This is a genomic window from Amycolatopsis sp. NPDC049159 (genome assembly GCF_040648295.1).
Classification (GTDB): Bacteria; Actinomycetota; Actinomycetes; order Mycobacteriales; family Pseudonocardiaceae; genus Amycolatopsis; species Amycolatopsis pretoriensis_A.
The window spans coordinates 39849-66471 of sequence record NZ_JBEZDL010000020.1; the positions used below are offsets into that span (position 1 = coordinate 39849).

Consider the following 26623-nt stretch of genomic DNA (forward strand, 5'->3'; position numbering starts at 1 on the left):
CCCCACCGGCCGCAGCCGGCACGCCACCACCCGAAGTCACCCGCCGCCGCCCGAAAACTCACCCCGAACACCTACGGACTCCACCCCACCGGCCGCAGCCGGCACGCCACCACCCGAAGTCACCCACCGCCGCCCGAAAACTCACCCCGAACACCTACGGACTCCACCCCACCGGCCGCTCGAACCGCAGCCGGCACGCCGCCACCCGAAGTCAGCCGCCGCCCGAACGCCCGTCCCCGAACGCCTGCGGACTCCACCCGCCTGACCGCAGCCGGAACCCGCCGCCACCCGAAATCAGCCGCCCGCCCCCGCCGCGCGGAAACTCGCCCGGTACGCCTGCGGGCTCCTCCCCACCACCCGCTTGAACCGCTCCCGGAACGCCGTCGGCGACCCGAACCCCACTTGCCCCGCGATCCGGTCCACCGGCTCGCCCGTCGCCTCCAGCAGGTGCTGTGCCCGCCGCACCCGGGCGCGCAGCAGCCACTGCAGCGGGGTCGTGCCCGTCTGCTCGCGGAACCGGCGGTTGAGCGTGCGCGTGCTCATCCCCGCGTGCCCCGCGATGCCCGGCAGCGTCAGCTCCGCCGCGCAGTTCTCCTCCAGCCACGCCAGCAGCGGCTCCAGCTCGGACCCGCGCGGGGCCGGCGGGGTGTCGTGGACGATGAACTGGGCCTGCCCGCCCTCCCGTTCCAGCGGCATCACCGACATCCGGGCCGCGGCGGCCGCCACCGCCGAACCGTGGTCGCGGCGGACCAGGTGGAGGCACAGGTCGAGGCCCGCCGCCGCGCCCGCCGAGCTCAGGATCCGGCCGTTGTCCACGTACAGCACGTCCGGGTCGACCTCGACCGCCGGGTGCAGGCGGGCCAGCTCGGGGGCCGCCGCCCAGTGGGTCGTCGCGCGCAGGCCGTCCAGCAGGCCCGTCTCCGCCAGGATGAACGCGCCCGAGCAGATCGACGCGATCCGCGCGCCCCGCTCGGCCGCCGCGCGCAGCGCCGCTACCACCGGGGCCGGGACCGGCGGGTTCGCCGAGCGGCCCGGGACGATGATCGTGTCCGCGTTCGCCAGCCCGGTCAGGTCCCACGGCGGCCGCAGCGTGAACGCGCCCGCGTCCACCTCCGGTGCCGGGGCGCAGATCCGGACCTCGTAGGCGGGCGAGCCGTCGAGGAGCCGGGTTCGCGAGAAGGTCTCGATGGGGGTCGCCAGGTCGAACGGGACGACCTGGTCCAGCGCGAGGACCGCCACGATGTGCATGGTCCCCACGATAGATCGTCCACTAAGGACGAAGGCTGCCCAGCATCAGGTTCGCGAAGTGCTCGCCCACCTGCTCCCCCGACAGCTCGCCGTCGGCGTGGTACCACATGCCGAGCCGGTGGATGGCGCCGAAGTGGTAGTTGATCACCAGGTCGGCCGGGACGTCGGCGCGGAAGGTACCGGTCCGCTGCCCTTCGGCGACCAGGTCGCGCACGCGCTCGTGGTAGGTGCGCCGCTCGGCGCGCACCTGGACCTGCTTGGACTTCTCCAGCAGGGGGAACGACTGGAAGAACACGGTCGCCGCGTCCAGGTCGGCGATGCTCGTCACGACGACGTCGACGATGATGGCGTGCAGTCGCTCCGGCAGCGGCAGGTCCGACTCCGCGATCGTCACCATCCGCCGCGTCTGCATCCGCAGCATCGCCACGTAGATCTCGAAGAGCAGGTCGTCCTTGGACTCGAAGTAGTGGTAGAGACCACCCTTGGTGACGCCGGCGGCTTCGACGATCTCGCGGACCGTCGTCGCCTCGAAGCCCTTCTCGGCGAACAGCCGGACCGCCGCCCGCACGACCTTCTCCCTGACCGTCATGTCGCCACCCTATGTGAGCGGGGGGCCGGCCCGCGGCACCGCCGCGAACCGGCCCGTTCCTCACTTGCTCAGCAGGTTCACCTGCTCCGGGGTGGCGCGTTCACCGGTGTACGCCGTGATGGCCCCGGTACCCCGGTCGGTGACGGAGGGTGGCTGGATGATCGCCGTCGTGGTGTCCGGGTTGATCTTGAAGACGTACGCGCCGGTGTACCCCGCGTGCGATTCCTTCGAGAACCCGAACGGCGTCAGGCCCGGGCCCTTGAGCGACCCGGAGCTCATCGCGTCGACGAGCTTCTGCCGCGTCGGGTCCGGCCCGGCGGCCTTGAGCGCCTGCCCGAACGTGTAAGCCTGCACCATGCCGAACAGCACGGTGTTCGTGAACGGCTCCTTCGGGATGTACTTGTCGTGGAGGCCCTTGAAGTAGGCGACCCACGGGTCCGACGTCTGGGCGACGTCCGGCAGGTAGCCGGTGCCGATCAGGCCGGCCAGCAGCTGCCCGCTGGAGACGCTGGCGCCGCCGCGCTTGGCGAAGTCCTGCAGCAGCCCGGAAAGCGTCGCCGGGTCCGCGCCGATGCTGCTGACCACGAACTGCGGCCGGTAGCCGATCTTCGCCGCGGCCAGGATCGACAGCGCGGTGAACGCCGGGATGCACGCGCAGACGACGACCTCGGCGCCCGCCGCCTTCAACGCGGAAAGCTGCGGCGTGACATCGGTGTTCGCGCTGTCGTAGCCCTGGCGGACGACGGTCTGCTCCTTGACGAACTGGTCCAGCCCGGCCTGCGTGTCGCGGCCGACGTCGTCGTTCTGCGTGAAGTAGCCGACCTTCTTGCCCGCGAAGGTGTTCTTGATGTACTGGCCCTGGATCTTGCCCTCGCGCGTGTAGTCCACCTGGTACCCGAAGGTCATCGGCGCCTTCTGCGGGTTGTCCCAGGCCAGCGCGCCCGACGACACGAGCAGGTCCGGCACGCCCTCGGCGTTGAGGTAGTCGACGACCTTGGAGTGCGTCGGCGTGCCCAGCCCGCCGACGATCGCGAACACCTTGTCCTGCAGGACGAGCTTCTTCACCACCTCGACGGTCTTCGTCGGGTTGTAGCCGTCGTCCTCGACCTTGTAGTCGATCTTCCGGCCGTTGATCCCGCCGCCGTCGTTGATCGCCTGGTAGACCGCGCGGGCGCCGACGGAGATCTTGCTGTACCCCGGCGCGGCCGGCCCGGTCAGCGGCTGGTGCGTGCCGATCACGACGCTGTCCTTGGTGACGCCGACGGCCGAGTCCGCGGCCTGCTGGCCGCCGCCGTCGCTCTCCCCCGCGCCGCCGCACGCGGTCAGCGCCAAGGCGAGGGCGAGGAAACCCGCGCCGTACCTAGTGGTTCTCATGGTTCTCCTTCTTTTCGGCGGGCTTGCGGAGGAGTGTGCGGAGCCGCTGGAAACCGCCCTGGATGCCGCGCGGGAAGGCGAGCACGACGACGATGAGGATCACGCCGTACACCGCGAGCGGGAGGTTGTTGGCGACGTCGGTGTTCAGGTGCAGCACGTCGGCGAGGTCCTCGGACCAGGCCTGGAAGTACACGAGCGCGACCGCGCCCCACAGCGCGCCCCACAGGGACCCGAGCCCGCCCAGCACCACGGCCGCCAGCAGGCTCAGCGACAACGCGGGCGTGAACGACCCCGGCGCGGCGGTGCCGAGCAGGAACGCCTGCAGGCCACCGGCGAGGCCGCCGCACACCGCGCTGACCAGGAACGCGAGGATCTTGGTGCGCCCGACGGCGATCCCGCTCAGCGACGCGGCGACCTCGTCGTCGCGGACCGCGCGGAAGTCGCGCCCGAGCCGGCCGCGGACGATGTTGACCACCAGCACCAGCGCGATGAGCACGCTGAGCCAGACGATCCAGGTCTGCCAGCGCAGTTCCGGCACCAGACCGACCACTCCGGACGGTCTGCTGTGGACGGTGAAGCTCAACCCGTTGCTGCCGCCCAGGAAGTCCGGGAACTTGCGGGTCAGCGCGGGCAGGCCGACGGCCAGCGCGAGCGTCGCGCCGGCGAGGTACGGCCCGCGCAGCCGGGCCGCGGCGGCCCCGGCCAGCAGCCCGGCGAGCCCGCCGGCCGCGCTGGCCAGCAGCAGGTCGGCCCACAGCGGGAACGACGGCACCTTGTTCACCAGCAGCGCCACCGTGTACGCGCCGATGAACATGAACGCGCCGTGCCCCAGCGAAACCTGGCCGGTGAGGCCGGTCAGCAGCGTCAGCCCGGCCACCGCGATCAGGTAGTAGCCGATCGTCGCGATCCGCAGGTTGGTGAACTCGTCGGTCACCAGCGTCAGCACGACGACGACGGCGAAGGCCGCCAGCGCGAAGAGGACGTGGCGGACCAGCGGCGGCAGCGTGCGCTTCTTCCGCACGGCGGGCGCGGTGGTCCGGGGAAGACTGGTGCGCACGCTCATACCCGCCTCGCCTTCGCCCGGCCGAACAACCCGCTCGGGCGCACGGAAAGCACGATCACCAGGATCGCCAGCGCGGCGATGGTCACCATCTCCGGTCCCAGGTAGCCGGACACATAGGACAGTCCGACGCCGAGGACGAACCCGCCCGCGATGGTGCCCAGCGGATTGTCGAGACCGCCGAGCACCGCCGCGGTGAGCGCGTAGACGAAGACGCCGTCCAGCACGTTCGGGAAGAGGAACGGTGGCGTGGCGAGCAATCCGGCCAGCGAGCCGACCGCCGCCGCCATGCCCCAGCCGACGGTGAGCATCAGCCCGACCCGCACGCCGAGGGTGCGGGCGACGTCCGGCGCGAACGCGGCCGCCCGCATCCGCAACCCCAGCGGCGTGTACTTGAACACGACGAGCACGAGCGCGGCGATGGCGAGCACGATCAGCACGACGAACAGGTCGTTGGCGGAGAACCGGCCGCGGAAGTCGAAGGCGTAGGGGAACGCCAGCGGCTCGTTGGACCAGATCATGCCCGCGATCGCCTGCAGCACCAGCAAAAGCCCGAGCGTGACGATGATCGAGCTCAGCTCGGAGCGGTGCCGCAGCGGCCGGATCAGCAGCCGTTCGGTGGCGACGCCGAGCACGGTCCCGGCGACGATCGCGACGGCGAAGCCGAGCCAGTAGCTGCCCGTCGCCTTGGTCACCGAGTACGCGAGGTACGTCGAAATCAGGGCGAGGGCGGGTTGCGCGAAGTTCACCACCCGGGTGGCCCGGTAGATGATGACCAGTGCGAGCCCGAGCGCCGCGTACACCGCGCCGGCCGAGATCCCGCCGAGGGTCAGATCGAAGAAGTCCTGCATACCGGACCGTTCACCTCCATTGTGGACGCTCAGAAGCCGAGGTAGGCGTGGCGGAGGCCGTCGTCGGCCAGGAGTTCCGCCGCGGTGTCGACGGCCACGACCCGGCCGAGCGCGAGGACGTACCCGCGGTCGGCGATGGACAGCGCGCTGTGCGCGTTCTGCTCGACGAGCACGACGGTCAGCCCGGTCGAGGCCCGCAGGTCCCGCAGGATCCCCATGATCCGCGCGGTGATCAGCGGCGCGAGCCCCAGCGACGGCTCGTCCAGCAGCAGGAGCCCGGGCCTGCTCATCAGCGCGCGGCCGATGGCGAGCATCTGCCGTTCGCCGCCGGACAGCGTCGAGGCGGGTTTCGCCGAACGTTCCCGCAGCGGCGGGAAGAGCTCGTAGACCTCGTCGCGCGCGGCCGCGCGATCGGCGCGGTCCCGCCGCCACAGCGCACCCAGCCGGAGGTTCTCGTCGACGGTCAGCTCGGTGATCACGCCGCCGCCTTCGGGCACGTGCGCGACCCCGCCGCGGGCGATCCGGTCCGGCGCCCGGCCGGTGAGTTCCTCGCCGTTCCAGGAGATCCGGCCGGCGCGGGCGGGCTGCAGTCCGCTGATCGTGCGCAGCAACGTGGTCTTGCCGGCGCCGTTCGCCCCGAGCACGGCGGTGATCCCGCCCCGCTCGACGGTGAGGCCGACGCCGTCGAGCGCGTCGACGGCGCCGTAGGCCACGGAAAGGCCGTCGATCTCAAGCACCGGGCGCCTCCTCGGCGGGGTCGCCGAGGTAGGCCTCGGCCACGCGGGGGTCGGCCTGGATCTCGGCCGGGGTGCCCGCCGCGATCACTTCGCCGAAGTTCAGCACCACGACGCGGTCGCAGACCTGCATGACCAGGTCCATGTGGTGTTCGACGAGCACGACGGCCATGTGCCGCCGCAGCGAGAGGATCAGCGTGGAAAGCTCGACGAGTTCGGCGGCCGAGAGCCCGCTCGCGGGTTCGTCGAGCAGGAGCAGGTCGGGTTCGGCGACGAGCGCCCTGGCGAGTGCGACGCGTTTTCGCACCCCGTAGGGCAGAACGCCGGGAAGCCGGTCGGCGAGGTCGGCGATGCCCAGTTCCCCGAGGGTCGCCCGCGCCCGCCCGGCGAGGCCGGCTTCGTCGCGCGCGGACCGCCCGGCCCCGACGAGCGCGGGGAGCACCCCGGTGCGAGCGTGCCGGCCCGCGCCGGCCATCACGTTCTCCAGCACCGTCAGCCCCGGGAAGAGCCCGAGCCCCTGCAGGGTCCGCACGATCCCGAGGCCCGCCAGGTGTTCCGGGCGGTGCCGGACCAGCGGCTGCCCGCGCCACAGCACGCGCCCCGCCTGCGGCCGCACGAACCCGCAGACGACGTTGAAGAGCGTCGTCTTGCCCGCGCCGTTCGGCCCGATGACCCCGACGACGGTCCCGGCGTCGACACTCAGCCGGACGTCGCGCAACGCGGTGAGCCCGCCGAAGCGCACGGTGAGGCCGTCGACCACGAGGAGGTCCTCGCCGGGCAGCGCCTCGCCGGAACCCGCCTCGCCAAGAAGTGTCATCGATGACTCTCCCGTCTCACCATGTGGACCAGGCCGTACCGCGCGGTCGGTATGAAGAGGGTGGAGGGCAGCGGCGGTGAAGTCAAGGTGCGAATCACCGAAACCGGGCGCTCCGGAAATTTTCACAAAGCGCGCGCTTAGTGGTATTCGGTACCGGGGAGTAACGGGAGCACGGGTGAAGTCGGGGCGGCGCGCGGGTTCGGTCTGAGGTGCCGGGTCGCCGGGGGGCGCGAATGACTCATTCGGGATCACTGAGGCCGCGAATGAGTCACTCGCAGCACCTGTGGCCGCTCCCGCTGGTTCTCCACCACCGGCCGCCCGGCGCCGGAGACTCGCGGCCCCGCCCCGGCCGCCTGAGCGGCCGGGGCCGGTCAGGCGGCCCGCCGCCGGGGCGGTGGCTGGCAGGCGGCTGTCCGCAGGGCACCAGCTGGCAGGCAGGCGGGCGGGCGGGGGCGAGCGCGAAAACTGGCAGGCAGGCAGGCAGGACAGCTAGCGGCGGGCGGCAGCTCGCGGCGGGCGGCGGCACGACGAAGGGCGGGCACGCCTCAGCGCACCCGCCCTCCCAAGCTCGCCGGCCTCAGCCGGTACTGGCCTGCGGAGCGATCATCGAAGAAGCGTCGATCTTCGTCTGCACCACACCCAGCTGCTGCAACAGGTCCGGCACCCGCTGGATGCGCCGGGCGTCCAACGTGGACCCGAACGCCGGCATCACCATCAGGCTCGCGATGTCCTGGTCCACCCGCGCGTTCCGCACCACCAACGGCTCCACCCGCGCCCGGTCCACCGCCGCACGCGTGGCGTTGAGCATCGCCCGCTGGAACGCCGCCAAGGTCTTCGGGTGATCCCTGGCCCACTTGGCCGTAGCGCCGTAACCAGTGAGAGGGAACGCCTGCGTACTTCCGCTCGCCGCGTCGATCACCGGGTATGCGCCGGCCGTCTTGGCGGCCTGCGTCAGGAACGGTTCCGGCTGGTAGGCGGCGTCGACGCGGCCCTGGGCCAGTGCCGCGCCCATCTCCGGCAGGGGCATCGGGACCCACGTCACCTTGTCCGCGTCGATGCCGTGGTCGCGCATCACCGAGCGGGTCAGGACGTCGGAAGCCGCGTTCTTCGAGCTGATCGCGATCCGCTTGCCGCTCAGGTCGTTGACCGTCTTCACCGGGGAGTTCGGGACCGTGACGACTTCGTTGCTGCGCGGGCTCGCCGAGGTGGCGTCGGAGATCAGCTTCAGGTCCGCCGTGCCGCTGCTCTTGGCCAGGAAGAACAGGGTGTACGTCGAGAGTGCGAGGTCGTCCTTGCCATCCACCATGCGGGTCAGCGTGTCCTGGCCGCTGGCGCCGATGTCGGTCTGCACCTCGAGGCCTTCGGCCTTGAAGTAGCCGCCTTCCTGCGCCAGCCACAGCGTGGCGAGGTCGACGGTGGTGAGGATCGCGACCCGGATGGACGGTTTTTCGACGCCGCCGCCGGTCTTCGTCCCGCCGAGCTGGCTGCACCCGCTCAGCAGCAGGGCGGCGGCGACGGCGAGCACGGCGAACCGGCGGGTCGAGGCGCGTCTGGGCATGGCACTCCTCGGGAATGAATCCTCGTGCGTGGGGAATCCGGCTCGTAAAGCCGTGGTCCGCGGACTGTAGATGACGATTTCCGCGCCCGCAATCACGTTGCCGAGAATTGCGACCGCGGTGATCACGTGCGGAAACAAACCAACGAGGAGCTCGCACACAGCGTGATCGTCGTCCGCCATCCGGCCGAGCGCACTGGGACGGATGATCGTCACCGGTACTGCTCCGAAGGCGTAAATCGCGGACGCCGTAACGAAGCGGATCACCGCGGAGACTCTGGGCGGCAAAAGAGGGTGGAAACGATGAACGAATGGAAGTACCGGCCGCCGCTGCTCTCACCCCGGTTCGGCCACGAGGTGGCGGTCGTCGGGGACGACCTCTTCGTCCTCGGCGGCACCGACGGCGAAGTCGGCTACAGCTCGGTCGAGACCCGCCACGCCCGCGGCGACGGGGAGTGGCACTACGTCAGCCCGATGCCCGTCGCACGGGGGACCTTCGCGGCCGGGGTCGTGGCCGGGATCGTCTACGCCGCAGGCGGAACCGGCCCCGGCGGCAGCGCGCTGGACGCCGTCGACCGCTACGACCCCGAACGCGACGAGTGGGGTCCGGCGCCCGCGCTGCCCGTCCCGCTGGCCGCCGCTTCGGCCGCCGGGCTGGACGGCCGGCTGTACGTCGCGGGCGGCGTGGTCGGGGACGCCGATCCGGCGGAGCACGCCACCGACGCCGTCCACGTGCTGGACCCGGCCTGCCCCCGCCCGCACTGGGTGCCGGTGGCGCCGATGCCGACCCCGCGGGCGCGGTTCCGGCTCGTGGCCACCGCGACGCACCTGTACGCGATCGGCGGCCTGCCGAGCCGGAACCAGGACGCGCTCGCCTCGATCGAGCGCTATTGCCCGGAAGCCGACCGCTGGGAAGCCGTGGCCCCGATGCACAAGCGCCGCGGCGCGCCCGGCGCAGCCGTGGTGGGCAACCGGATCGTGGTCACCGGCGGCGGTCCCGCCCCCGTCGGGGACCCGACGGCCCGCGACCGCACGGCCGAGGTCTTCGACGCCGGCACGGGTTACTGGCTGCTGCTGGGCACGCTGCTCCCCCACGGCCGGGCGTCGCTGGTGTGCGCGGCGGCGTCGGCGCACCGGATCCTGGCGATCGGCGGGAGCGCGAACACCTACGGCAGCGTGGTCACGATCCCGGACGTGCTGTCGCTGAAGCTGCCTTGACCGCGAACCGGCGCAGCCCCGGCGTGCCGGCGCCGACGGCCACCACCGCCGCCACGCACAGCAGGCCGCCGCTGACCAGTGCGAACGTCCCCGACGTCGCGCCGGCCACCAGGCCGCCGCGCAGGTTGCCGACGTCCGGACCCGCCTGCCCGACGATCTGCTCCGCCGCCGCCACCCGGCCGAGCAGCGCGTCGGGGGTGTTGAGCTGGACCAGCGCGCCGCGGGAGACCACCGAAACCGTGTCCGCCGCGCCCGCCAGCACCAGGCACGCCAGTCCGAGCCACGGACCCGGCGCCAGCCCGAACGCCGTCAGCGCGACGCCCCACGCGGCGGAGCCCGCGAGCATCACCCAGCCCGGCCGCGGGAGCCGGGTGAACGCCCCCGAGAACACCGACGCCACCACGCCGCCGACCGCGATGGCCGACAGGAACAAACCGAGCGTGCGCGGGTTGCCGCCGAAGTGCTCCTCGTTGACCAGCGGGAACAGGCTGATCGGCATGGACAGGACGGTCGCGGCGAGGTCGGTGAGCAGCGCCCCGCGCACGACCGGGGTCCGCACCAGGAACGCCAGCCCGTCGAGCACGCCGCGCAGGCCCGGGCGCGACAGCTCGCCGTCGGGCCGCATCGCCGGGAGGCCGAAGAGGCCGTAGAACGCCAGGCCGAACGTGAGGGCGTCGACGACGTAGCAGCCGCCGACGCCGAGCCAGCCGAGCAGGAGGCCGCCGAGCGCCGGGCCGAGCAGCATCGAGCCCTGGAAGGCGATCCGGTTCAGCGCGAGCCCCGCGGGTAGTTGCTCCGGCGGCAGCAGCCGGGGGATGAACGTGCGCCCGGCCGGGCCGCCGCCGGCGACGAAGCAGGACTGGACGGCCACCAGCCCCAGCACCCCGAGCACCGGCACCCCGCCCACGAACCCCTGCACGGCCAGCAGCACCGAGCAGCCGGCCTGCCCCGCCGTCATGACGATGGCGAACTTCCGGCGGTCGACGCGGTCCACGAGCGTCCCGGCGAACAGGCCGAACACGATGACGGGCAGGGCCTGCGCGAGCCCGACCGCGCCGGTCCAGACGGTGCTCCCGGTCTGCTCCCAGACCTGGAACATCACGGCGACCAGCGTCATCTGGGCGCCGAAGCCGGAGAACACCCGGCCCAGCCAGAGCCGGCGGAACGCGGGCGACGCGCGCAGCGGGGTGACGTCGACCAAGGAGCGAAGCACGGGCCGAATCGTAACAGCGCTTATACGTCTGCCGGGCGCGATCCGGGGAAGTGGTTTGAAAGTCGCGTCGGGCAGCATCGGCCGCACCCCGAACGCAAGAGGAGTCACCATGAAAGCCGGTGCAATCCACGCCGTCATCGGCACGGCCGTCCTGGGGGCGGTCGTCCTCGCACCCCCCGCCGAAGCGGCCGGAACCGGCGCCCAGGTGGTGGCGGCGAGCTGCACCGCGGGCCCGTTCCGCGGCACCGTCTCGGTCACGTACCAGCCGGTCGGCACGACCGAGTACCACCCGGGCGTCGCCACCATCGGCGGCGGCCCGTACATCGGCGACTCGGCGACGTTCACCCTCGACGTCTCCTACGCCAGCGCGGGCACCACCACGTCCGTCTACACCGGGACGTTCACCGGCACGGCGGGCACGAAGCTCAGCGTCCACCTGCCCGACGACGTCAAGGTCCCGCAGGACGTCCCGAGCTACGCCTCCGTCGCGTTCGACGGCGGCGCGAGCCCCTGCACGGCCAGGGCGGAGATCAGGTAGGCCGAGCGCAGGACGGCGTCACGCAGCAGCGCGGCGCTGTCCTGGGCCCGCGCCGGGGTCAGCACGAACCCGGCGCTCGTGTGCTCGCCCCAGCCGGTCATCACGTGCGGTTCGCCGAACCCGCGGATCGGGCACGGCAGCGGGGGCGCCGCCGGCACGTGCGCGTCGCTGACCAGCAGGCTCACGTCGGCGCGGGCCGCCTGCTCGGGCACCGCCCGCGCGGCCCGGTCCGGCGGCGCCTGGTGCGCGACGACGAGTGCCCGCGGGACCCCCAGTCCCGCGGCCACCCGCCGCTGCGCCAGCCGGTAGGCGACCAGCGCGCCGAGCCCGGCCCCGAACAGCACGTGCGCCCCGGCGAGCACCCCGGCCAGCTCCGCGGACAGCGACTCGACGAGCAGCCACATGTCCCGGTACGGGTGCTCGTCGTGGCGCTCGCCCCGCCCGGGCAGCTCGACGACCTGCACCGCGATCCGCGGGTCGCGCCAGGCCCGGTAGCGCCCGGCGGCTTCGCCGGCGTCCGGGAAACAGACGAACAGCAAGCGTTCCGGATCATCGGTGTCCACCCGTGGCCTCCCTTCCGGCGTGTCCGGTTTCCCAGCCGGCCAAAAGCAGGCCGGCCCCAGTGCGGTACGCAACCGTCGTGACGAAAGCCATCCGGCCGTGACTGTGGTCGGAGGGGAAACGATCGGCACAGTTAGGGTCGGCGACGGCACTTCCGTTCCGCTTCGGTCCGCCTTCTGGGGGCAACACGTGCGCTATCGCCTGCTCGGGCCGGTCACGGTCCTCGGCGCCACGGGCGCGTTCCGGCCCGGTGGCCAGAAACAGACGTCCGTGCTGGCCGCGCTGCTGCTCAACCCGAACCGCGTGGTCACCGAAGACCGCCTGATCGACCTGACCTGGGGCGAGAACGCGCCACCGAGCGTCCGCGGGCGGCTGCAGGTGCACATCTCGGAGCTGCGGAAGCTCCTCGGCCGCGACGTCATCGTGCGGCGCGCGCCCGGCTACGTCATCGAGGTCGGTCCCGGCGAGCGCGACCTCGACGTGTTCGACGACGAGGTCGCCCGGGCCAGGGCCACGGCCGGGCCCGAGGCCGTCACGCACCTGCGGGCGGCGCTCGCGCTGTGGGAGGGCACCCCGCTCGGCGGCGTCAGCGAAGCGCTGACCGAGCACGAAGGCCCGGCGCTGGCCGAGCGCCGGCTCGTCGTGCTGGAGGAGCTGTACGAGCAGGAACTGGCCTCCGGGCGGCACGCCGAAGTCGTCGGCGAGCTGCGGCAGCTCGTCGAAGAGCACCCCTTCCGCGAACGGCTGCGCGCCGCGCTGATGCTCGCGCTGCACCGCTGCGGCCGCACCCCCGAAGCGCTCGAGACGTACACGCGGGCGCACGACCTGCTCGTCGACGAACTGGGCATCGAGCCCGGCCAGGCCCTGCAGGACCTGCGCATGCGGATCCTGCAGGGCGAAGGCGAGCCCGCGCCGCCGCCCGCCGCGGCCCCGGTCGCGCCGCGGCCGGCCGAGCTGCCGCTGGACGTCCGCGGGTTCGCCGGCCGCGCGCCCGAACTGGCCACGCTCGACGAACCCGGCGACGTCTGGGTGCTCACCGGCACGGCGGGCGTCGGCAAGACCGCGCTGGCCGTGCACTGGGCCCACACCGCGCGGGCGCGCTACCCCGACGGCCAGCTGTACGTGAACCTGCGCGGCTTCGACGCCGACGACGAGCCGCTCACCCCCGCTGCCGCGCTCGCGCAGCTGCTGCGCACCCTCGGCGTCGACCTGCGGGACGTGCCCCCGGGCCTCGATGACCAGAGCAAGCTCTACCGCTCGCTGCTGGCCGACCGGCAGGCGCTCGTGGTGCTGGACAACGCCCGTGACGCCGCCCAGGTGCTGCCGCTGCTGCCGTCGTCGGGCCGGGTGCTGGTGACCAGCCGCCACCGGCTCGACGAGCTGGTCGCCCGCACCGGCGCGCGGTCGCTGGGCCTGGCGCAGCTGCGCGAGGACGACTCGCAGGCGCTGCTGACCGCTCTGCTCGGTGACCGGACCAGCGCCGAGCCGGAGGCCGCGGCCGAGCTGGCCCGGCTCTGCGGGCACCACCCGCTGGCCCTGCGGATCGCCGCGGCGAACACCGGGGTCGCCAGCATCGGCGAGCTGGTCGAGGAGCTGCGCGGCGACCCGCTGGCCCAGCTCGGCTTCGACGGCGCCGAGGAAAGCGCCGTCGCCAAGGCGTTTTCGGTGTCCTACCAGGCCCTGCCGACCGGGCTGCGGCAGGCGTTCCGGCTGCTCGCGCTGGTTCCGGGCGCCGACTTCACGCCGATCGCCGCGGCGGCGCTGCTGGCCGTGCCGCCCGACGAGGCCGCGCGCCGCCTGCGCGGGCTGGCCGCGGCGAACCTCCTGGAGGCGCACGCGCCCCGCCGCTTCCGCTTCCACGACCTCGCCCGCCGCTACGCCGAGCAGTGCGTCCGGGCCGAAGAGGACGAAGCCGCGCGCGAAGGGGCGTGGGAGCGGCTGTTCACCGGCTACTGCGCGGCCGCCGACGCCGCGGTCGCGCTGCTCGGCGCCCGGATCGTTTCGCTGCCCCGCGAAGACGCCCCGGCGGCGCCGAGCCCGATCGCGTTCGCCGACGCCGCGGCCGCCGTGGCCTGGCTCGACGTGGAAGTCCCGAACCTCTCGGCGGCGCTGCGGCAGGCCGCGACGCGCGGGCCGTACCCCGGCGCCTGGTACCTGGCCGACGCCCTGCGGCGGTTCTTCCACGACCACGGCCGCCGCGCGGAGTGGCTCGAACTGGCCCCGATCGTCCTGCGCGCGGCCCGCGACCACGGCGCCCGGCCGGCCGAGGCGCTGGTCCACCTGTCCATCGGCGGCGCGTACTTCCGCGAGGGCCAGCACGAAGCCGGCATCCGGCATTCGGAGAAGGCGGTGCTCGCCAGCCGGGAGTGCGGCTGGCGCGAGTGCGAGGCGACGGCCGTCGCGAACCTGGGCTCGATGCTGGAGTGGACCGGCCGGCTGTCGGAGGCCGTCGAGCACAGCCGCCGCGCGATCCAGCTGTTCCGCGAACTGGCCAACCGGTCCGGCGAAGCGCTCGCGCTGAACTCGCTGAGCTGCCACTACCGCCAGCTCGGCCGGCTGGAGCAGGCGGAGGACTGCCTGGTCGAGGCGATCGCGCTGGCCCGCAAGGAGGACCTGGCGTTCTGGGCGGCGGCGAACCTCGCCGACCTGGGCTGGGTGCTGCTGGCCACCGGACGGCTGGCCGAGGCGGGCGAGGTCCTCGACCAGGCCCTGGCGGCGTTCCGCGACCTCGGCACGAGCTTCGGCGAAGCGACGGCGTTGAACGCGGTGAGCGCCCTGCAGATCGCCCGCGGCGACCACGACGAAGCGGCCCGCACCGCCCGGGCCGCGCTCGACTGCGTCCGCCGCGACGGCGACCGGCAGGTCGAAGCGGCCGCGTTGATCGCGCTGGGCCGCGCGGAGGAAGGCCGCGGCGACCTGTCCGCGGCGGAGCGCGTCCTGCGGGAGGCCCGGGACCTGACGGCGGAGTCCGGGCTGCGCGGCCAGCTGGCGGAAGCGGCGGCGACGCTGTCCCGGGTGCTGGCCGCGGGCGGCCGCGCGAGCGAGGCGGGCGAACACGCGCGGGCGGCCCTCGACGCGGCGCGCGCGGGCGGGTTCCGCGTGGTGGAGGCGGAGGCGCTGCTGGGGCTGGCCGCGGTCGAGGTCGCGGCGGGCCGGTCGACGCTCGCCGACGGCACGGCGCGGGAGTCGCGGTCGCTCTACCGCGCGGTCGGGCACGTCACCGGCGAGGCCGTGGCCGCGGAATTCCTGGCCGGACTGCCCGGGCGCGCCACCGGCTGAGTCGCGGTCGATGCTGTGCCGGGTGCCGCGGCGCGACATACTGAAGGCATGCCCCGTCCGAAACACGTCCCCGCGAGCGATCTCCGCCTCCCGGACGCGCTGCAGCCGGGGCGGCCGAAGGGCGATCAGCTCCGCGAAATCCTCGAAGCCGTCGCGACGGAGGCGGGCCCCGGCCGGCTGATGCCGTCGGAGCGGTTCCTCGCCGAGCACTTCCAGGTCGCCCGCGGCACCGTGCGCCAGGAGATCAACCGCCTGGTCGCCGACGGCGTCCTGTACCGCCAGCACGGCACCGCGACCTTCACCGCGGATCGCCAGGCGGCGCACATCGACATGCTGACGTCGTTCACCGAGGACATGAAGGCCCGCGGCGTCGTCCCCAAGACGAAGGTGCTGCACGCCGAGGTGGAGAGCGCGAACCAGCGCATCGCCGGCCGCCTGAACGTGCCACCGGGCGCGCGGGTCTTCCGGCTGGAGCGGCTCCGGTTCGTCGAAGACGAGCCGTTCGCCGTCGAGCGCACCAACCTCTCGGTCGACCGCTTCCCCGGCATCGAGCTGTTCGACTGGGAAACCGAATCACTGCACCGCACGATCGAGGAGCGCTGGGACGTCCGCGCCGAGTGGAACGACACGGCGATCTCGGCGGTCCTCCCGAACGCCGGCGACGCGACCCTCCTCGGCATCGAAGCCACCCAGCCGTGCCTGATCATCGAGGGCACGCTGCACGACCAGAGCGGCGGTGTCATCGAGGCGGGGCGGTCGCTGTACCGGGCCGACCGCTACACGGTGTTCACCCAGGCCCGGCGCAGCCACGCTTCCTGACCGGCCGGCCTAAGCGGGGCTGAGCCGGTGCGCTCGCAGCACCTTCAGGCAGTGCTCCACCAGCACGTCCGCGGCGTCCGGGCCGAACAGCGTCACGTAAGACTCGTAAATCCCGTTCCGGTGCCCTTCGGCGTCCGGCAGGTACCCCAGGTATCCGTCCGTGTAGCCGATCACCCGCGTGTGCCGGAACGGGCTCCCCCGCCGGATCCGCAGCCCCAGTGACGCGAACAGCTCGAACGGCGTGTGCAGCCACGCGATGTCCCCCAGCGACACCACGCTGACCGGGACCTCGGCGCACCCCGTCGGCCGGTCGCTCGCCGCCATCGCCGCGAGCATCGCGCAGCCCTCGTAGCGGGTCTGGGCGATCCGGACCGCCGGGTGGTCCTCGCCGTGGTGGGCCAGCTCGCGCTGCCACTCGGCCTCGGCCGACTCGCGCAGTTCGACGCTGTCCTCGATGGACGGCACGTCGCGGTAGGGCAGGTGCAGCGACGAGCGGGTCAGCCGGACCGGGCCGCTCGCGCCGATCGCCGACGCCGCCGCCAGCGTGCGGGCGATCGACGTCGCCAGGTGGCCGCCGAGGGTGCGGACCTCGGCGTGGTCGCGGCCGCGCCGGACGAAACGGGAGCTCGCGTCCCCCGCCGCGCCCTGCAGGAACGCCGCCACCGGGCGGCCGATCAGCGCGGCCAGCTCTCTTCGGGTCGCGCCCGGCCAGTCCGCCGACCAGGCCAGGTTGTCCGGGCCGAGCACGGTCGGGTGGCTGGCGTAGTCGAACAGCAGCGCCGCCGGCGTGCCGTCGTCGCGGCTCAGTTCGAGCACGCCGAACGACGTGTCGTGCGGCCCGTCCGGCCGGTAGCGGTTGCCGCCGACGGCCTCGGTCGCCCCGTCGTGCCAGCGCGCCCGGACCCGCGAACGGCAGGCGTGCAGCCGCAGCGCGGCGCCGGTGACCTTCTCCGCCATCCGGCCGACCAGCCCGGGATCGCGCTCGCCCGGCAGGCCGGGGTGCAGCGGGCCGGTCCAGCCCTCGGGCCCGGAATGCGTGTGCGACGCGCAGACGAGCACCCGCTCCGGCGCGATGCCGACCGCCGCGCCGACCGCGTCGGCCAGGGTGCGGGTGAGGCCGGCGTCGACCGCGAGCGCGTCCAGCGCCACCCACACCACGCCCGGGTCGTCCTCGGTGGACAGCCAGATCAGCGACGCTTCGAGCTCGTCGTGCGTGCCGGTCGCGACGCCGTGCCGGGCCAGGTAGCCGCCGAGCGGGTGCCCGGGCCCCGGGGTGATCCGGACGTCTTGCGCGGCGAGCAGGAGTGCGGCGGTCACCAGGTCGATTCCAGGACGTCGACGACGCCGTCGCGGCCGGCGGCGCGGGCCACCCCGGCGAGCTCGGTGACGTCGTCGGTCGTGTGCAGCAGGACCTCCAGCAGCATCGGCAGGTTCAGCCCGGACACCAGCTGGATGCGCGGGTGCCCGGCGGCGAGCGCGCGGACGGCGTTGAACGGCGAGCCGCCGTGCAGGTCGGCCAGCACGAGCGCGCCTTCGGCGGCGCCGGCCAGCGCCAGCACCCGGGCGCCGAACTCCTCCGGGCTGTCGCGCGGGCTCAGCTCGCAGACCTTCAGCCGCGCCTGCGGGCCGAGGATCATTTCGGCGGCCTCGCCGACGCCGGACGGCAGCCGCCCGTGGCCGGCCAGGATGATCGGGACGGACATGGCATTCCCCCTAACTCTTCGCCGGGGCCGACGGCGCGAACCAGCCGAGCCACCCCAGTGCGACCCCGGCGACGACGACGATGCCGATGACCCAGACCGGCCGCAGCCGCATTTTGGCCGTCACCAGGTACACCCCGGCGGTCACCAGCACCGGCAGCAGGAACGGCAGCAGCTCGTCGAGCCGGTCCTGGATCGCCACCGACTGGGTCACCGGCTGCCCCTGGACCGTGGTGGTCTGCCGGTAGGTCAGCGTGGTGACGACCTTGACGATCGACGGGATGAACCCGCCGAGCACGACGAACCCGAGCACGGTCGCCCCCTGCGCGACGCGCGCGAGTGCGCCCGCGGCGAGGTGCCCGGCCAGCCGCTTCCCCTCGCGGTAGGCGAACCCGAACTGCCAGCGCCGCACCAGCGCGTACGGCACGAGCACCATCACGGCGGCGAACGCGGGGCCGAGCCAGTTGCCCTGCAGCGCCCACGACGCGCCCATGGTGAAGACGATGCTGTTGTACAGCGCGAAGACGACGGTGTCGCCGATGCCGGCCAGCGGCCCCATCAGCGCGACCTTGGTGCTCGCCGCCGACTTCGGCGTCCCGGCTTCTTCCAGCGCGACGCTGGAGCCGAGGATCAGCGGGCCGCCGATGAGCACGGAGGTGTTGAAGAACTGCAGGTGCCGCTGCAGGCCGGCGACGTAGTCGGCCTTCTCCGGGTAGAGGCGGCGCAGCACCGGTTCCATCGCGTACGCGAACCCTAGCGCCTGCATCCGCTCGTAGTTCCAGGAGATCTGGCTCGACCAGAAGTAGCGGCGGAACACCCGCCGCAGGTCCTGTTTGGTCAGCCGTGGGTCCACCTCGGCCTCTTCGGCGGGCTCGGGCACGGCGATGGCCGGCTCGTCGCGCTTGAGCGTCACGAACAGCATCGCGACCGCGACGCCGACGAGCGCGATCCCCAGCACCGGCAGCTTCAGGTAGGCGAACCCGACGAAGCCGATCAGCAGCAGGTACCAGTACCGCGACAGCTCCATCATGCCGAGCAGCAGCGCGAAGCCGACCGCCGGCAGCAGCGACCCGGCGAGCGTCATGCCCTGCACGAACCCGGCCGGGATGCTCGCGGTGATGTCCTTGACCAGGCCGCCGGACGCGGCGAGCGCGGCGAGGAACGTCGGGATCGCGCGCACCGCGACCCACGGGACCAGGCTGACCCAGTGGATCGTCGCCAGGCCGCGGGCGTTGCCTTCGGCGGCGTACCCGTCGGCCCGGTGCACCAGCGCGGTGGTGACCATCTTGCCGACCGGGTCGAGCGCCGAGAGCAGGATCGCGGCCGGCAGCCCGACGCCGATCCCGACGGCGACCTGGGCGGACGTCCCGCCGGCGGCGCCCGCGGCCAGCGCGGTGCCGACGATCGCGCCGGTCTGGTAGTCCGGGATGGTCGCGCCGCCGTAGGTGTAGACGCCGAGCGCGGCGAGCTCGAGCGTGGCGCCGATCATCAGGCCGAGCAGCGGGTTCCCGGTGATCAGCCCGGCCACCGAGCCGGCGATCAGCGGGCGCTGCGCGTAGATCAGGAACGGGCCGAGCCCGTCGTAGGTGCAGTAGATCGCCCAGATGGTCAGGGCCAACGCGACGAGCATGCGGGGCTAGAGCCCTTTCCGGTCGAGCAGCGGGACGAATTCGGCCGGCTTGTCCTGCGGCATCAGCTGCGTGACCAGCGGAACCCCGGCGGCGAGCCGGCGGTAGCCGCCCGCCTCGTCCGCGGTGACCGCGATCGAGCGGGTGACCATGGTGTACGCGGTGCCCGGCCGGGGCGCGACGTTGCCGACGTTGACGACCCCGGGCCGCAGCCCGCCTTCGACGAGGCGGAAGGCGTCTTCGGGGTCCTTCGCGATGATCATGACATCCCCGTCGAGCGGCACGGTGAGCGCCGCGGCCACCGACAGCACAGCGGTGGGCAGGCCGCGCGCGGCTTGCGGGAGCAGCACCTGCTGCAGGTCGTCGGCGGCGACGTCGTCGTTGCAGACGAGCAGGCGGCGCACGCCCAGGCGGCGGGTCCACGCGACGGTGACCTGCCCGTGGATCAGCCGGTTGTCGATCCGGACGTGTGCCCCCGCCATGTTTCTCCTCCCGGACGGCAGGAGACATACTGGTTCGTACCAGTATCTGTGTCAACTGCCGGTGACCGGCCTTCGCGCGGCCGACGGAAGGACCCCTCAGACCTTCCGTCGGCCCACGAGCGCGAAGCCTCCCCGTGCGTTACCCGGACCCTCCCATAAAGGTATATACCAGTATGGACGTCCGTGATCGACTGTCAAGAGCGAAAACGCGAAAATTATTCGACCAGTCGACCGATCGAAATAGGCGCGGGTGAGTGGTTCACCCGGAGCTGTCCGTTCTTGTCAGTGACACCCCACCGAGCTCCTCCTATCATTCCCATTGGTCTAGACCGCACTTCCTCGTCCCCTGCCGCACCGGGAAAGGCGGAACCCCCGTGACCGCGAGAACCCTGCGCCTCGCCGCGCTCAGCACCGCGCTCCTGTTCGCCACCGCGCTGCCCTCGGCCGCCGCGACCGACGGCACCGAGCAGCTGCCCGGCCACCTCCGCACGCCGTCGGCTCCGGTCGCGGCGCCGCGCTCGGCCGTCTGCGACGGCGACGGCGTCAGCGGCAAGCGCGTCCAAGCCCTCTACGTCCGCGGGAACGGCCAGGCCGACCGGTACGCCCAGTTCGCCGGCCAGTTCCAGACCTTCGCGAGCCAGATCGACGACGCCTTCGCCGAGGCCGCGTCCCGGCTCGGCGGCGGCGTCCGGCACGTCCGGTACGTGACCGACGCGAGCTGCCGGGCGGCCGTCGGGAACGTCGTGATCGCCCAGGGCGACATGGCGACCGTCGACACGATCACCAACGCCATCAAGGCCCAGGGCTACAACCGCGCGGACCGCAAGTACGTCGTCTGGTACGACAAGGACGGCTGCGGCCTGGCCTTCGGCAACGGCGGCAACGACAGCCCCAGCTCGGGCAACCCGTACAACGCGGGCCCGCACTACGCGACGGTCGGCACCGGCTGCTGGTCCTGGCAGGCGACCGGGCACGAGCTCCTGCACACCCTCGGCGCCGTCCAGGGCAGCGCGCCGCACTCGAGCGCCTACGGTCACTGCTGGGACGACGAAGACATCATGTGCTACGACGACGGCGGCCTGCCGAACCCGCCGGGCGGCCTGGTGAAGGTCTGCCCCGGCGCGCCGGAGAACCAGCTCGACTGCCTCGGCGACGACTACTTCAACACCAACCCGGCGGCCGGCACGTACCTGGCGACGCACTGGAACGTCGCGAACAGCGCGTACCTGATCGCGAGCGGCAGCCCCTACCCCGCCGGGAAGATCACCGGCCTCGGCGGCAAGTGCGTCGACGTCAGCGCGTCGAACACCGGCAACGGCACGGCGGTCCAGCTGTGGACGTGCAACTCCACGGCGGCCCAGCGCTGGACGAAGCAGAACGGCACGCTCCGCGCGTTCGGCAAGTGCCTCGACGTTTCGAACAGCGGGACGGCCGACGGCACCCTCGTGCAGCTGTGGGACTGCAACGCCACCGGCGCGCAGACGTGGCAGGCGCGGACCGACGGAACCCTGCTGAACCCACAGTCGGGCAAGTGCCTCGACGCGGCCGGCAGCTCCTCGGCCGACGGCACCCGCTTGCAGATCCGGACCTGCGCGGCCACCGCGAACCAGCGCTGGCAGGGACCCGCCTGAACAATTCGGGAGAACCGCGCAACCTGGCCGGGTCACCGTCGTTAACGCATCGTCTGCATGAGGGAGGGGAAGGCATGCCGGCCGTCACATCGAACATCGTCCCGCTCCGGCACGCCCGGCCGGGCGTGGTGGCGTACGTGAAGACGCCGGCCGAGTGGTTCGTCGCGAACAGCGGCTGGATCCAGGGCCGCGACGGCGTCGTGCTGATCGACACCTGCGGAACGGAGCAGGCGACCCTGGAACTGGTCCGCGACGTGCGCAAGTACGCGGGCGAGCGCGAGCTCACGGTCGCCATCACGCACGCGCACGGCGAGCACCACAACGGTCTCGGCGTCGCCCTGCGCGACGGCGGGACGGCGCTGGCCGCGCCGGGCGCGCTCGACCTGGTCAAGGCCGGGCCGCAGACGTACGGCAACGTCTTCACCTACACCGGCTGGGGCAGCCTCGAGCCCCCGGAGCCGGAGTCGGTCCACCCGGTCACCGGCTGGCACCACGTCGACCTCGGCGACGCGGCGGCGGACGTGGTCGCGGTCCCGGGCGTCGCGCACACGGCGGGCGACCTGGTGGTCCACGAGCCCCGCTCGGGCACGCTGTTCACCGGCGACCTGGTGGTCATCGGCGACACCCCGGTGGCGGTCCACGGCTCGATCCCGGGCTGGCTCGACGCGCTCGACTGGCTCCAGGACACGTTCCGCCCCCGCACCCTGGTCCCGGGCCACGGCCCGGTGGCCAACCCGGGCCACACGGCGTTCCACGCGATGCGCGTGTACCTGGAGTGGCTGCTGGAGGTGACGGAGCGCCAGACGGACTTCACGAGACTGGCGCGGCAGGCGTCGTTGCGCTGGCCGTCGTGGCGCAACCCGGAACGCCACATCGGCAACCTGATGCGCGCGTACGCGGATCAGCACGGCCGCAAACTGGACGTGGACCTGGCGATCGACGCGATCCTGGCGGCAGCGGGCGGGCGGATCGACCTGGACTACCTGCTGGACCGGGAACCGGTCCGCCAGATCTCCTGACCCGCTCCGCTCCGCCCGCCCCGATGTGGCGTTGGGTGCGCTGCCGAGGCATCCATCGCGACACGGCCGACCCGGCGGGCGTCGCCAAGGCGCCGGCCCGTTAGGACCCGGCGCCGCCCAGGCTCTCCAGCAGGGTTCGCAACGTGCCGGCCAGCTCCTCCCGCTGGTCGGCACCCAGGGCGTCCAGGATCCGGTGCTCGGTCTCCACGTGCTCCGGCAGCGCCCGGTCGATCAGCTCGCCGCCCGCGTCCGTCAGCGCGACGCGGACTCCGCGGCCGTCGGTCTCGTTCGGCGTGCGCTCGACCAGGCCGCGCGCCTCCATCTTGTCGAGGCGCTGGGTGATCGCGCCGGACGTCACCATCGCCGAACGCATCAGCTCCGTCGGCGTCAGCCGGTACGGCGGGCCGCTGCGGCGCAGGGTCGCGAGGACGTCGAACGTCGCGCGGTCGATCCCGTGGCGGGCGAACGTGCGCCGCAGCTCCGCGTCGACCAGCGCGTTCAGCCGGGAGAGCCGGCCGATCACGCCCATCGGGGAGACGTCGAGGTCGGGGCGCTCGGCGTGCCACTGCTCCAGGACGCGGTCCACGTGGTCGGCCATCGGCCCAGCGTAACCGATGCCTTAGCGGTAAGTGAGTAGTAGCCATTTAGCTTAGCGCTGAGGTAATCTACCTTAGTGCTAAACAAACTGCTCCTCACGACCGCGCTGGCCCCGGCGATCTGGGGCTCCACCTACCTCGTCACGACCGAGTTCCTGCCACCCGACCGCCCGCTGCTCGCCGCGGTCGTGCGGGCGCTACCCGCCGGGCTGCTGCTCGTCGCGCTCACCCGCCGGCTGCCGAAGGGCGACTGGTGGTGGCGCTCGCTCGTGCTCGGCACGCTCAACATCGGCGCCTTCCTCGCGCTGCTGTTCATCGCCGCCTACCGGCTGCCCGGCGGGGTCGCCGCCACGCTCGGCGCACTGCAGCCGCTGATCGTCGCCGGCCTGTCGACCGGCCTGCTCGGCGAACGCCTGACCCCACGGACTGTGCTCGCCGGCATCGCCGGGGTCGTCGGCGTCAGCCTCCTGGTGCTGCAGTCCGACGCCCGCCTCGACGCACTCGGGGTAGCCGCCGCGGCCGGCGGCGCGATCGTGATGGCCACCGGCGTCGTCCTCAGCAAGCGCTGGACGTCCCCGGCGCCCTTGCTGGCAACGACCGGCTGGCAGCTCGTCGCGGGCGGGCTGGTCCTCGTGCCGGTCGCACTGGCCGTCGAAGGCCCGCCACCGGCATCGCTGTCCGGCGCGAACCTCGCGGGCTACGCCTACCTCTCACTGATCGGCGCGGCGTTCGCGTACGCCTTGTGGTTCCGCGGAATCCGCGCGCTGACGGCCACGCACGTGACGTTCCTCGGCCTGCTGAGCCCGGTCGTCGCCACCCTGCTCGGCTGGCTGGTCCTCGGCCAGCGCCTGACCCCGTGGCAGCTCCTGGGCGCGGCGATCGTGCTCGCCGCCGTGGTGACCGCCCAGCGCCGGGCTCAGCCGTCGCCGATCACCCAGCGCGTTTCCGAGAAGGTCTGATCTTCACCCGGATATCCTCCGTGGCGGTCGTCGGTTCACAGCCCACCGGACTGGTGATGAACTCGTGGATCACGATCGAATCGGCGATGGGCAATTTGCACGAAAAGGTGTTGGCGCCGCCCGCGACCGCAAGCCCACCACTGCGCAACGTCAGATCAACCAGCTGATCCCGTACTTGCCGGAGGATGCCGTCGACAGCATCCGGCGCATGCGGAAGATGCGCGACGAAGTAGCCCACGCCCAGGTCGAAGTGGGTGAAGCCATCGCCTACGCCGAAACCGCCGCCACTCTCGTGAACCTCATCGACTACATCGAACGCTCCACACCGAGCCCGTAGGCGAACCGCAACCCGGCTTCCGGCACCACCGGCGTGTCCCCGAGCAACGCACACCCCGGAACACCAGCCCCCGCCGGAACCGGCACCGCCCGGCCGTCCACCGGCGGCCCGCACGCCGTCAGTCCCCACACGAGCAGCACGCACACCATCACCCGCACGATCGGCTCACCCCGATCCGTCTCCACCACTCCCACCGCGCACACGGCGCCCGGCGCGCGCGGGTTCAGGTATTTCCCGCGCTCCCACCGGATCGGAGGAACGGGGGGAAAGACACGAAGGAGTCCCCCGATGGCGTACCGGTCCGAAGGGCCGCTCTTGGCTAGGCTGAGCGGGTCAAGGGGAGGCGAAGTGGACACCACGACCCTGCTCTCAGCGGCCGCGCGCGGTGATCAGGCGGCTTGGGACGCGCTCGTCGCGCGGTACTCGAGCCTGCTCTGGTCGATCGCCCGCGCGCACCGGCTTTCCGACGCCGACGCGGCCGACGTCGTCCAGACCGTGTGGCTGAAACTGGTCGAAAACCTCGGCCGCATCAAGGATCCCGAGCGGCTGCCCGGCTGGCTGGGCACCACCACCCGGCACGAGTGCCTGCGCCAGCTCCGCCGCGGCGAGCGCGAACGCCCGGCCGACGACCACGTCTGGCAGAACGAACCCGCGCCCGGCGAGGCGGTCGACGCGGCCGTGCTGCTGGCCGAGCGCGACGCCACGCTCTGGCGCGCGCTGGCCACGTTGTCCGAGCAGTGCCGACGGCTGCTGCGCGTGCTCATGGCCACGCCACCGCCGTCGTACGCGGAAGTGGCGGCCGCCCTCGAAATGCCGGTCGGCAGCATCGGCCCGACGCGGCAGCGGTGCCTCGGCAAGCTGCGCGAACGGGCGGACGCGGCCGGGCTCGGAACGGCGGACCGGACATGACCGACGACGAACTCATGGACGTCCTGCGAGCGGCCGCGACCCAGGCCGATCCCGTCCCCGACCTCGTGCTGCGCCAGGCCCGGGCGGCGCTGTCCACCCGCGACCTCGACGCCGAGCTGGCGGAGCTGGCCTTCGATTCGGACCTGGTGGAAGCCGGCGCGGTCCGCGCGGACGGCGAAGACGTCCGGCTGCTGTCGTTCGAGTCGGCCCGGGTGACAGTCGAACTGCAGGTGGAGTACGGAAGCGGCCGGGTGTCGCTGCGCGGCCTGATCACCGGCGCGACGGGCGACGCGGTGATCGAGGTGGCCGGCGAAACGCACACCCGGCCGATCGGCCCGGAGGGCTGGTTCACGGCGGCGGGTCTCCCCCGCGGCGCGACCCGGGTGTCGGTGACCGCCGCGGACGGCACGACGGTCACCACCGGCTGGGCGAGCCTCTAGGCGCCCGGCTCCGGCACCCCCGCCACGTACGGGACGGGCGCTTCCCCGTTCAGGTCCTGCACGCGGACGACGACCGGCTCCCCGGCGCCCTCCGGGTGGAGCACCGCGTGGGCGGCCTCGAACGCCGAGGCGCCCTTCGCCATGATCGCCGCGAGCTGCCCCGTGACGATCGCGGCCGAGAACGAGGTGCCGCTCCAGACCGCGAACCCGTTGTACCCGGCGGGATCCGTCGGGTAGCCGGACCGGAAGTACGGGCCGAGCACGTCGACTCCGTCGGCGTAGGCCGAAACCCACGGCCCGTAGTTGCTGAAGTCGGCGACGAACGGCCGGCCGGAGTCCCGGGACGCGTCGGCCGAGCCGACCGCGATCACCTGGACGTGGCTGCGGTCGACGCTGCCGGGCACCACGGCCTCGAACTTGGTCCCGGCCGGGAAGACCCGGCCCCGGCTCGCCCGGTTCCCGGCGGACGCGACGACGACCGAATCCGGGGGCAGCCTGCGCAGGGCGGCCTCGATCGCCTTCGGCGGTTCGTCCTCCCAGGTCGCGCCGGAGAAGGAGAGGTTGATCAGGGTGATGCCCTCCTCCCGCAGCTCGTCGATGGCGTTGGCGACCGCGAGGTCTTCGAGCTCACCGCTCTGTTCGTCGATCACACCCTTCATCCGGACGCGGACCTCGGGCGGCACCTGCTTCAGCAGCACTCCGGCGACGAACGTCCCGTGCGCGGCCGAACCGACCGGGTTCTCGTCTTCGCCGCGCACCACCCGGACGGTGTCCTCCGGGTCGAACACCACCCGGTTGCCGAGGTAGGGGTGCGGACGGCCCTCGTGCAGCACGACGCCGGTGTCGATCACCCCGGCCAGCGGGGGAACGTCCGGCGCGAGAACCGGGTCCAGCGTGTGGTTCGTGGGTTTCGGCCGCAGTTCGCCCCAGATGATGCGGTCCAGGTCGAACAAGTGGTTCGGGCTCGCTCCGCGGTTTCCCAGCGCGGCCAGCACTTCCGGTACCGGCCGGGTGCCCGCGAACCGGCGCACGGCCCCCGGTGCCCCGGCCGGGTGATAACCGACCC

At 72.9% G+C, this 26623-nt stretch carries 27 protein-coding genes; 10 read left to right on the top strand and 17 right to left on the bottom strand.

Annotation, left to right across the window (positions count from 1 at the left end):
- Positions 1-294 precede the first annotated feature (294 nt).
- The 8 genes from AB0B33_RS32725 to AB0B33_RS32760 form a co-directional block, all read right to left on the bottom strand.
- Positions 295-1248, bottom strand: a complete 954-nt coding sequence (locus AB0B33_RS32725) for a helix-turn-helix domain-containing protein (protein WP_360778834.1) — start codon at positions 1246-1248, stop codon at positions 295-297.
- A 22-nt stretch (positions 1249-1270) separates the two neighbouring features.
- A complete protein-coding gene (locus tag AB0B33_RS32730; protein WP_360778837.1) occupies positions 1271-1837 on the bottom strand; it encodes a TetR/AcrR family transcriptional regulator in 567 nt (188 codons plus the stop codon).
- Positions 1838-1897: 60 nt separating this feature from the next.
- The gene (locus AB0B33_RS32735) at positions 1898-3211 is read right to left on the bottom strand and encodes an ABC transporter substrate-binding protein (protein WP_360778840.1); all 1314 of its coding nucleotides are present in this window, start codon (positions 3209-3211) and stop codon (positions 1898-1900) included.
- Positions 3198-4274: a branched-chain amino acid ABC transporter permease gene (locus AB0B33_RS32740; protein WP_360778843.1), complete on the bottom strand. Its 1077-nt coding sequence runs from the start codon at positions 4272-4274 to the stop codon at positions 3198-3200. The genes AB0B33_RS32735 and AB0B33_RS32740 overlap by 14 nt, the downstream gene beginning before the upstream one ends.
- The gene (locus AB0B33_RS32745; protein ID WP_247014088.1) at positions 4271-5122 is read right to left on the bottom strand and encodes a branched-chain amino acid ABC transporter permease; all 852 of its coding nucleotides are present in this window, start codon (positions 5120-5122) and stop codon (positions 4271-4273) included. Before AB0B33_RS32745 ends, AB0B33_RS32740 begins: the two co-directional genes overlap by 4 nt.
- Positions 5123-5151: 29 nt before the next feature.
- Positions 5152-5859 (bottom strand): ABC transporter ATP-binding protein, encoded by a 708-nt coding sequence (locus AB0B33_RS32750; RefSeq protein WP_360778847.1) that lies wholly within the window; start codon positions 5857-5859, stop codon positions 5152-5154.
- Positions 5852-6673 carry an ABC transporter ATP-binding protein gene (locus AB0B33_RS32755; RefSeq protein ID WP_360778850.1) on the bottom strand — a complete coding sequence of 274 codons (822 nt, stop codon included), beginning with the start codon at positions 6671-6673 and terminating at the stop codon, positions 5852-5854. The genes AB0B33_RS32750 and AB0B33_RS32755 overlap by 8 nt, the downstream gene beginning before the upstream one ends.
- Positions 6674-7250: 577 nt before the next feature.
- Positions 7251-8231, bottom strand: coding sequence for an ABC transporter substrate-binding protein (locus AB0B33_RS32760; RefSeq protein WP_360779249.1), 981 nt, complete (start codon positions 8229-8231; stop codon positions 7251-7253).
- Positions 8232-8531: 300 nt separating this feature from the next.
- On the opposite strand from AB0B33_RS32760, the gene AB0B33_RS32765 reads away from it, so the two are divergent.
- Entirely contained in the window at positions 8532-9446 is a 915-nt protein-coding gene (locus AB0B33_RS32765; protein WP_360778853.1) for a hypothetical protein, read from the top strand.
- Here the strand turns inward: AB0B33_RS32765 and AB0B33_RS32770 are convergent.
- Complete coding sequence (locus AB0B33_RS32770; protein WP_360778856.1) at positions 9409-10659, bottom strand: MFS transporter; 1251 nt, start codon at positions 10657-10659, stop codon at positions 9409-9411. The two genes, AB0B33_RS32765 and AB0B33_RS32770, sit on opposite strands and share 38 nt — an antisense overlap.
- Before the next feature lie 109 nt (positions 10660-10768).
- Here AB0B33_RS32770 and AB0B33_RS32775 point away from each other — a divergent pair, with 109 nt between their 5' ends.
- Positions 10769-11197 carry a hypothetical protein gene (locus tag AB0B33_RS32775; protein WP_360778859.1) on the top strand — a complete coding sequence of 143 codons (429 nt, stop codon included), beginning with the start codon at positions 10769-10771 and terminating at the stop codon, positions 11195-11197.
- Here the strand turns inward: AB0B33_RS32775 and AB0B33_RS32780 are convergent.
- Entirely contained in the window at positions 11134-11760 is a 627-nt protein-coding gene (locus AB0B33_RS32780; protein WP_360778862.1) for a thioesterase domain-containing protein, read from the bottom strand. The two genes, AB0B33_RS32775 and AB0B33_RS32780, sit on opposite strands and share 64 nt — an antisense overlap.
- Before the next feature lie 187 nt (positions 11761-11947).
- Between AB0B33_RS32780 and AB0B33_RS32785 the strand changes: the two genes are divergently transcribed.
- Positions 11948-15037, top strand: coding sequence for a BTAD domain-containing putative transcriptional regulator (locus tag AB0B33_RS32785; RefSeq protein ID WP_360778865.1), 3090 nt, complete (start codon positions 11948-11950; stop codon positions 15035-15037).
- Between the two features lie 48 nt (positions 15038-15085).
- The gene (locus AB0B33_RS32790) at positions 15086-15856 is read left to right on the top strand and encodes a GntR family transcriptional regulator (protein ID WP_360778868.1); all 771 of its coding nucleotides are present in this window, start codon (positions 15086-15088) and stop codon (positions 15854-15856) included.
- Between the two features lie 9 nt (positions 15857-15865).
- Here AB0B33_RS32790 and AB0B33_RS32795 read toward each other — a convergent pair whose 3' ends face one another.
- From AB0B33_RS32795 to AB0B33_RS32810, 4 genes are read right to left on the bottom strand one after another with little or no spacing between them, the layout of a single operon-like run.
- Positions 15866-17173: a hypothetical protein gene (locus AB0B33_RS32795; protein WP_360778871.1), complete on the bottom strand. Its 1308-nt coding sequence runs from the start codon at positions 17171-17173 to the stop codon at positions 15866-15868.
- Entirely contained in the window at positions 17170-17559 is a 390-nt protein-coding gene (locus AB0B33_RS32800; protein ID WP_360778873.1) for a PTS mannose transporter subunit IIAB, read from the bottom strand. The genes AB0B33_RS32795 and AB0B33_RS32800 overlap by 4 nt, the downstream gene beginning before the upstream one ends.
- A 10-nt stretch (positions 17560-17569) precedes the next feature.
- On the bottom strand, positions 17570-19186 hold the full coding sequence (locus tag AB0B33_RS32805; RefSeq protein ID WP_360778876.1) for a PTS system mannose/fructose/sorbose family transporter subunit IID: 1617 nt from the start codon (positions 19184-19186) through the stop codon (positions 17570-17572).
- A 6-nt stretch (positions 19187-19192) separates the two neighbouring features.
- Positions 19193-19666: a PTS sugar transporter subunit IIB gene (locus AB0B33_RS32810; RefSeq protein ID WP_247014116.1), complete on the bottom strand. Its 474-nt coding sequence runs from the start codon at positions 19664-19666 to the stop codon at positions 19193-19195.
- A gap of 374 nt (positions 19667-20040) precedes the next feature.
- Between AB0B33_RS32810 and AB0B33_RS32815 the strand changes: the two genes are divergently transcribed.
- Both AB0B33_RS32815 and AB0B33_RS32820 read left to right on the top strand, forming a co-directional pair.
- Complete coding sequence (locus AB0B33_RS32815) at positions 20041-21297, top strand: ricin-type beta-trefoil lectin domain protein (RefSeq protein ID WP_360778879.1); 1257 nt, start codon at positions 20041-20043, stop codon at positions 21295-21297.
- A 74-nt stretch (positions 21298-21371) separates the two neighbouring features.
- Positions 21372-22316, top strand: a complete 945-nt coding sequence (locus AB0B33_RS32820) for an MBL fold metallo-hydrolase (RefSeq protein WP_360778882.1) — start codon at positions 21372-21374, stop codon at positions 22314-22316.
- Between the two features lie 100 nt (positions 22317-22416).
- Here the strand turns inward: AB0B33_RS32820 and AB0B33_RS32825 are convergent, their stop codons facing one another.
- A complete protein-coding gene (locus tag AB0B33_RS32825) occupies positions 22417-22914 on the bottom strand; it encodes a MarR family transcriptional regulator (protein WP_360778885.1) in 498 nt (165 codons plus the stop codon).
- 75 nt (positions 22915-22989) lie between these two features.
- Between AB0B33_RS32825 and AB0B33_RS32830 the strand changes: the two genes are divergently transcribed.
- Together AB0B33_RS32830 and AB0B33_RS32835 are read left to right on the top strand one after the other, a co-directional pair.
- The gene (locus tag AB0B33_RS32830; protein ID WP_360778888.1) at positions 22990-23871 is read left to right on the top strand and encodes an EamA family transporter; all 882 of its coding nucleotides are present in this window, start codon (positions 22990-22992) and stop codon (positions 23869-23871) included.
- 64 nt (positions 23872-23935) lie between these two features.
- Positions 23936-24208, top strand: a complete 273-nt coding sequence (locus AB0B33_RS32835) for a hypothetical protein (RefSeq protein ID WP_360778891.1) — start codon at positions 23936-23938, stop codon at positions 24206-24208.
- Here AB0B33_RS32835 and AB0B33_RS32840 read toward each other — a convergent pair.
- The gene (locus AB0B33_RS32840; RefSeq protein WP_360778894.1) at positions 24178-24393 is read right to left on the bottom strand and encodes a hypothetical protein; all 216 of its coding nucleotides are present in this window, start codon (positions 24391-24393) and stop codon (positions 24178-24180) included. The genes AB0B33_RS32835 and AB0B33_RS32840 overlap by 31 nt on opposite strands.
- 163 nt (positions 24394-24556) lie before the next feature.
- Here AB0B33_RS32840 and AB0B33_RS32845 point away from each other — a divergent pair, with 163 nt between their 5' ends.
- On the top strand, positions 24557-25117 hold the full coding sequence (locus AB0B33_RS32845) for a sigma-70 family RNA polymerase sigma factor (RefSeq protein ID WP_360778896.1): 561 nt from the start codon (positions 24557-24559) through the stop codon (positions 25115-25117).
- On the top strand, positions 25114-25557 hold the full coding sequence (locus AB0B33_RS32850; protein ID WP_360778899.1) for a hypothetical protein: 444 nt from the start codon (positions 25114-25116) through the stop codon (positions 25555-25557). The genes AB0B33_RS32845 and AB0B33_RS32850 overlap by 4 nt, the downstream gene beginning before the upstream one ends.
- Here the strand turns inward: AB0B33_RS32850 and AB0B33_RS32855 are convergent.
- Positions 25554-26588, bottom strand: a complete 1035-nt coding sequence (locus AB0B33_RS32855; RefSeq protein ID WP_360778902.1) for a S8/S53 family peptidase — start codon at positions 26586-26588, stop codon at positions 25554-25556. The genes AB0B33_RS32850 and AB0B33_RS32855 overlap by 4 nt on opposite strands.
- Between the last annotated feature and the right edge of the window lie 35 nt (positions 26589-26623).

Coding starts and splice junctions, on each gene's coding strand:
- AB0B33_RS32725 (WP_360778834.1), bottom strand. CDS start 1,248: ATGCACATCGTGGCGGTCCTCGCGCTGGACCAGGTCGTCCCGTTCGAC.
- AB0B33_RS32730 (WP_360778837.1), bottom strand. CDS start 1,837: ATGACGGTCAGGGAGAAGGTCGTGCGGGCGGCGGTCCGGCTGTTCGCC.
- AB0B33_RS32735 (WP_360778840.1), bottom strand. CDS start 3,211: ATGAGAACCACTAGGTACGGCGCGGGTTTCCTCGCCCTCGCCTTGGCG.
- AB0B33_RS32740 (WP_360778843.1), bottom strand. CDS start 4,274: ATGAGCGTGCGCACCAGTCTTCCCCGGACCACCGCGCCCGCCGTGCGG.
- AB0B33_RS32745 (WP_247014088.1), bottom strand. CDS start 5,122: ATGCAGGACTTCTTCGATCTGACCCTCGGCGGGATCTCGGCCGGCGCG.
- AB0B33_RS32755 (WP_360778850.1), bottom strand. CDS start 6,673: ATGACACTTCTTGGCGAGGCGGGTTCCGGCGAGGCGCTGCCCGGCGAG.
- AB0B33_RS32760 (WP_360779249.1), bottom strand. CDS start 8,231: ATGCCCAGACGCGCCTCGACCCGCCGGTTCGCCGTGCTCGCCGTCGCC.
- AB0B33_RS32765 (WP_360778853.1), top strand. CDS start 8,532: ATGAACGAATGGAAGTACCGGCCGCCGCTGCTCTCACCCCGGTTCGGC.
- AB0B33_RS32775 (WP_360778859.1), top strand. CDS start 10,769: ATGAAAGCCGGTGCAATCCACGCCGTCATCGGCACGGCCGTCCTGGGG.
- AB0B33_RS32790 (WP_360778868.1), top strand. CDS start 15,086: ATGCCCCGTCCGAAACACGTCCCCGCGAGCGATCTCCGCCTCCCGGAC.
- AB0B33_RS32800 (WP_360778873.1), bottom strand. CDS start 17,559: ATGTCCGTCCCGATCATCCTGGCCGGCCACGGGCGGCTGCCGTCCGGC.
- AB0B33_RS32805 (WP_360778876.1), bottom strand. CDS start 19,186: ATGCTCGTCGCGTTGGCCCTGACCATCTGGGCGATCTACTGCACCTAC.
- AB0B33_RS32810 (WP_247014116.1), bottom strand. CDS start 19,666: ATGGCGGGGGCACACGTCCGGATCGACAACCGGCTGATCCACGGGCAG.
- AB0B33_RS32820 (WP_360778882.1), top strand. CDS start 21,372: ATGCCGGCCGTCACATCGAACATCGTCCCGCTCCGGCACGCCCGGCCG.
- AB0B33_RS32825 (WP_360778885.1), bottom strand. CDS start 22,914: ATGGCCGACCACGTGGACCGCGTCCTGGAGCAGTGGCACGCCGAGCGC.
- AB0B33_RS32850 (WP_360778899.1), top strand. CDS start 25,114: ATGACCGACGACGAACTCATGGACGTCCTGCGAGCGGCCGCGACCCAG.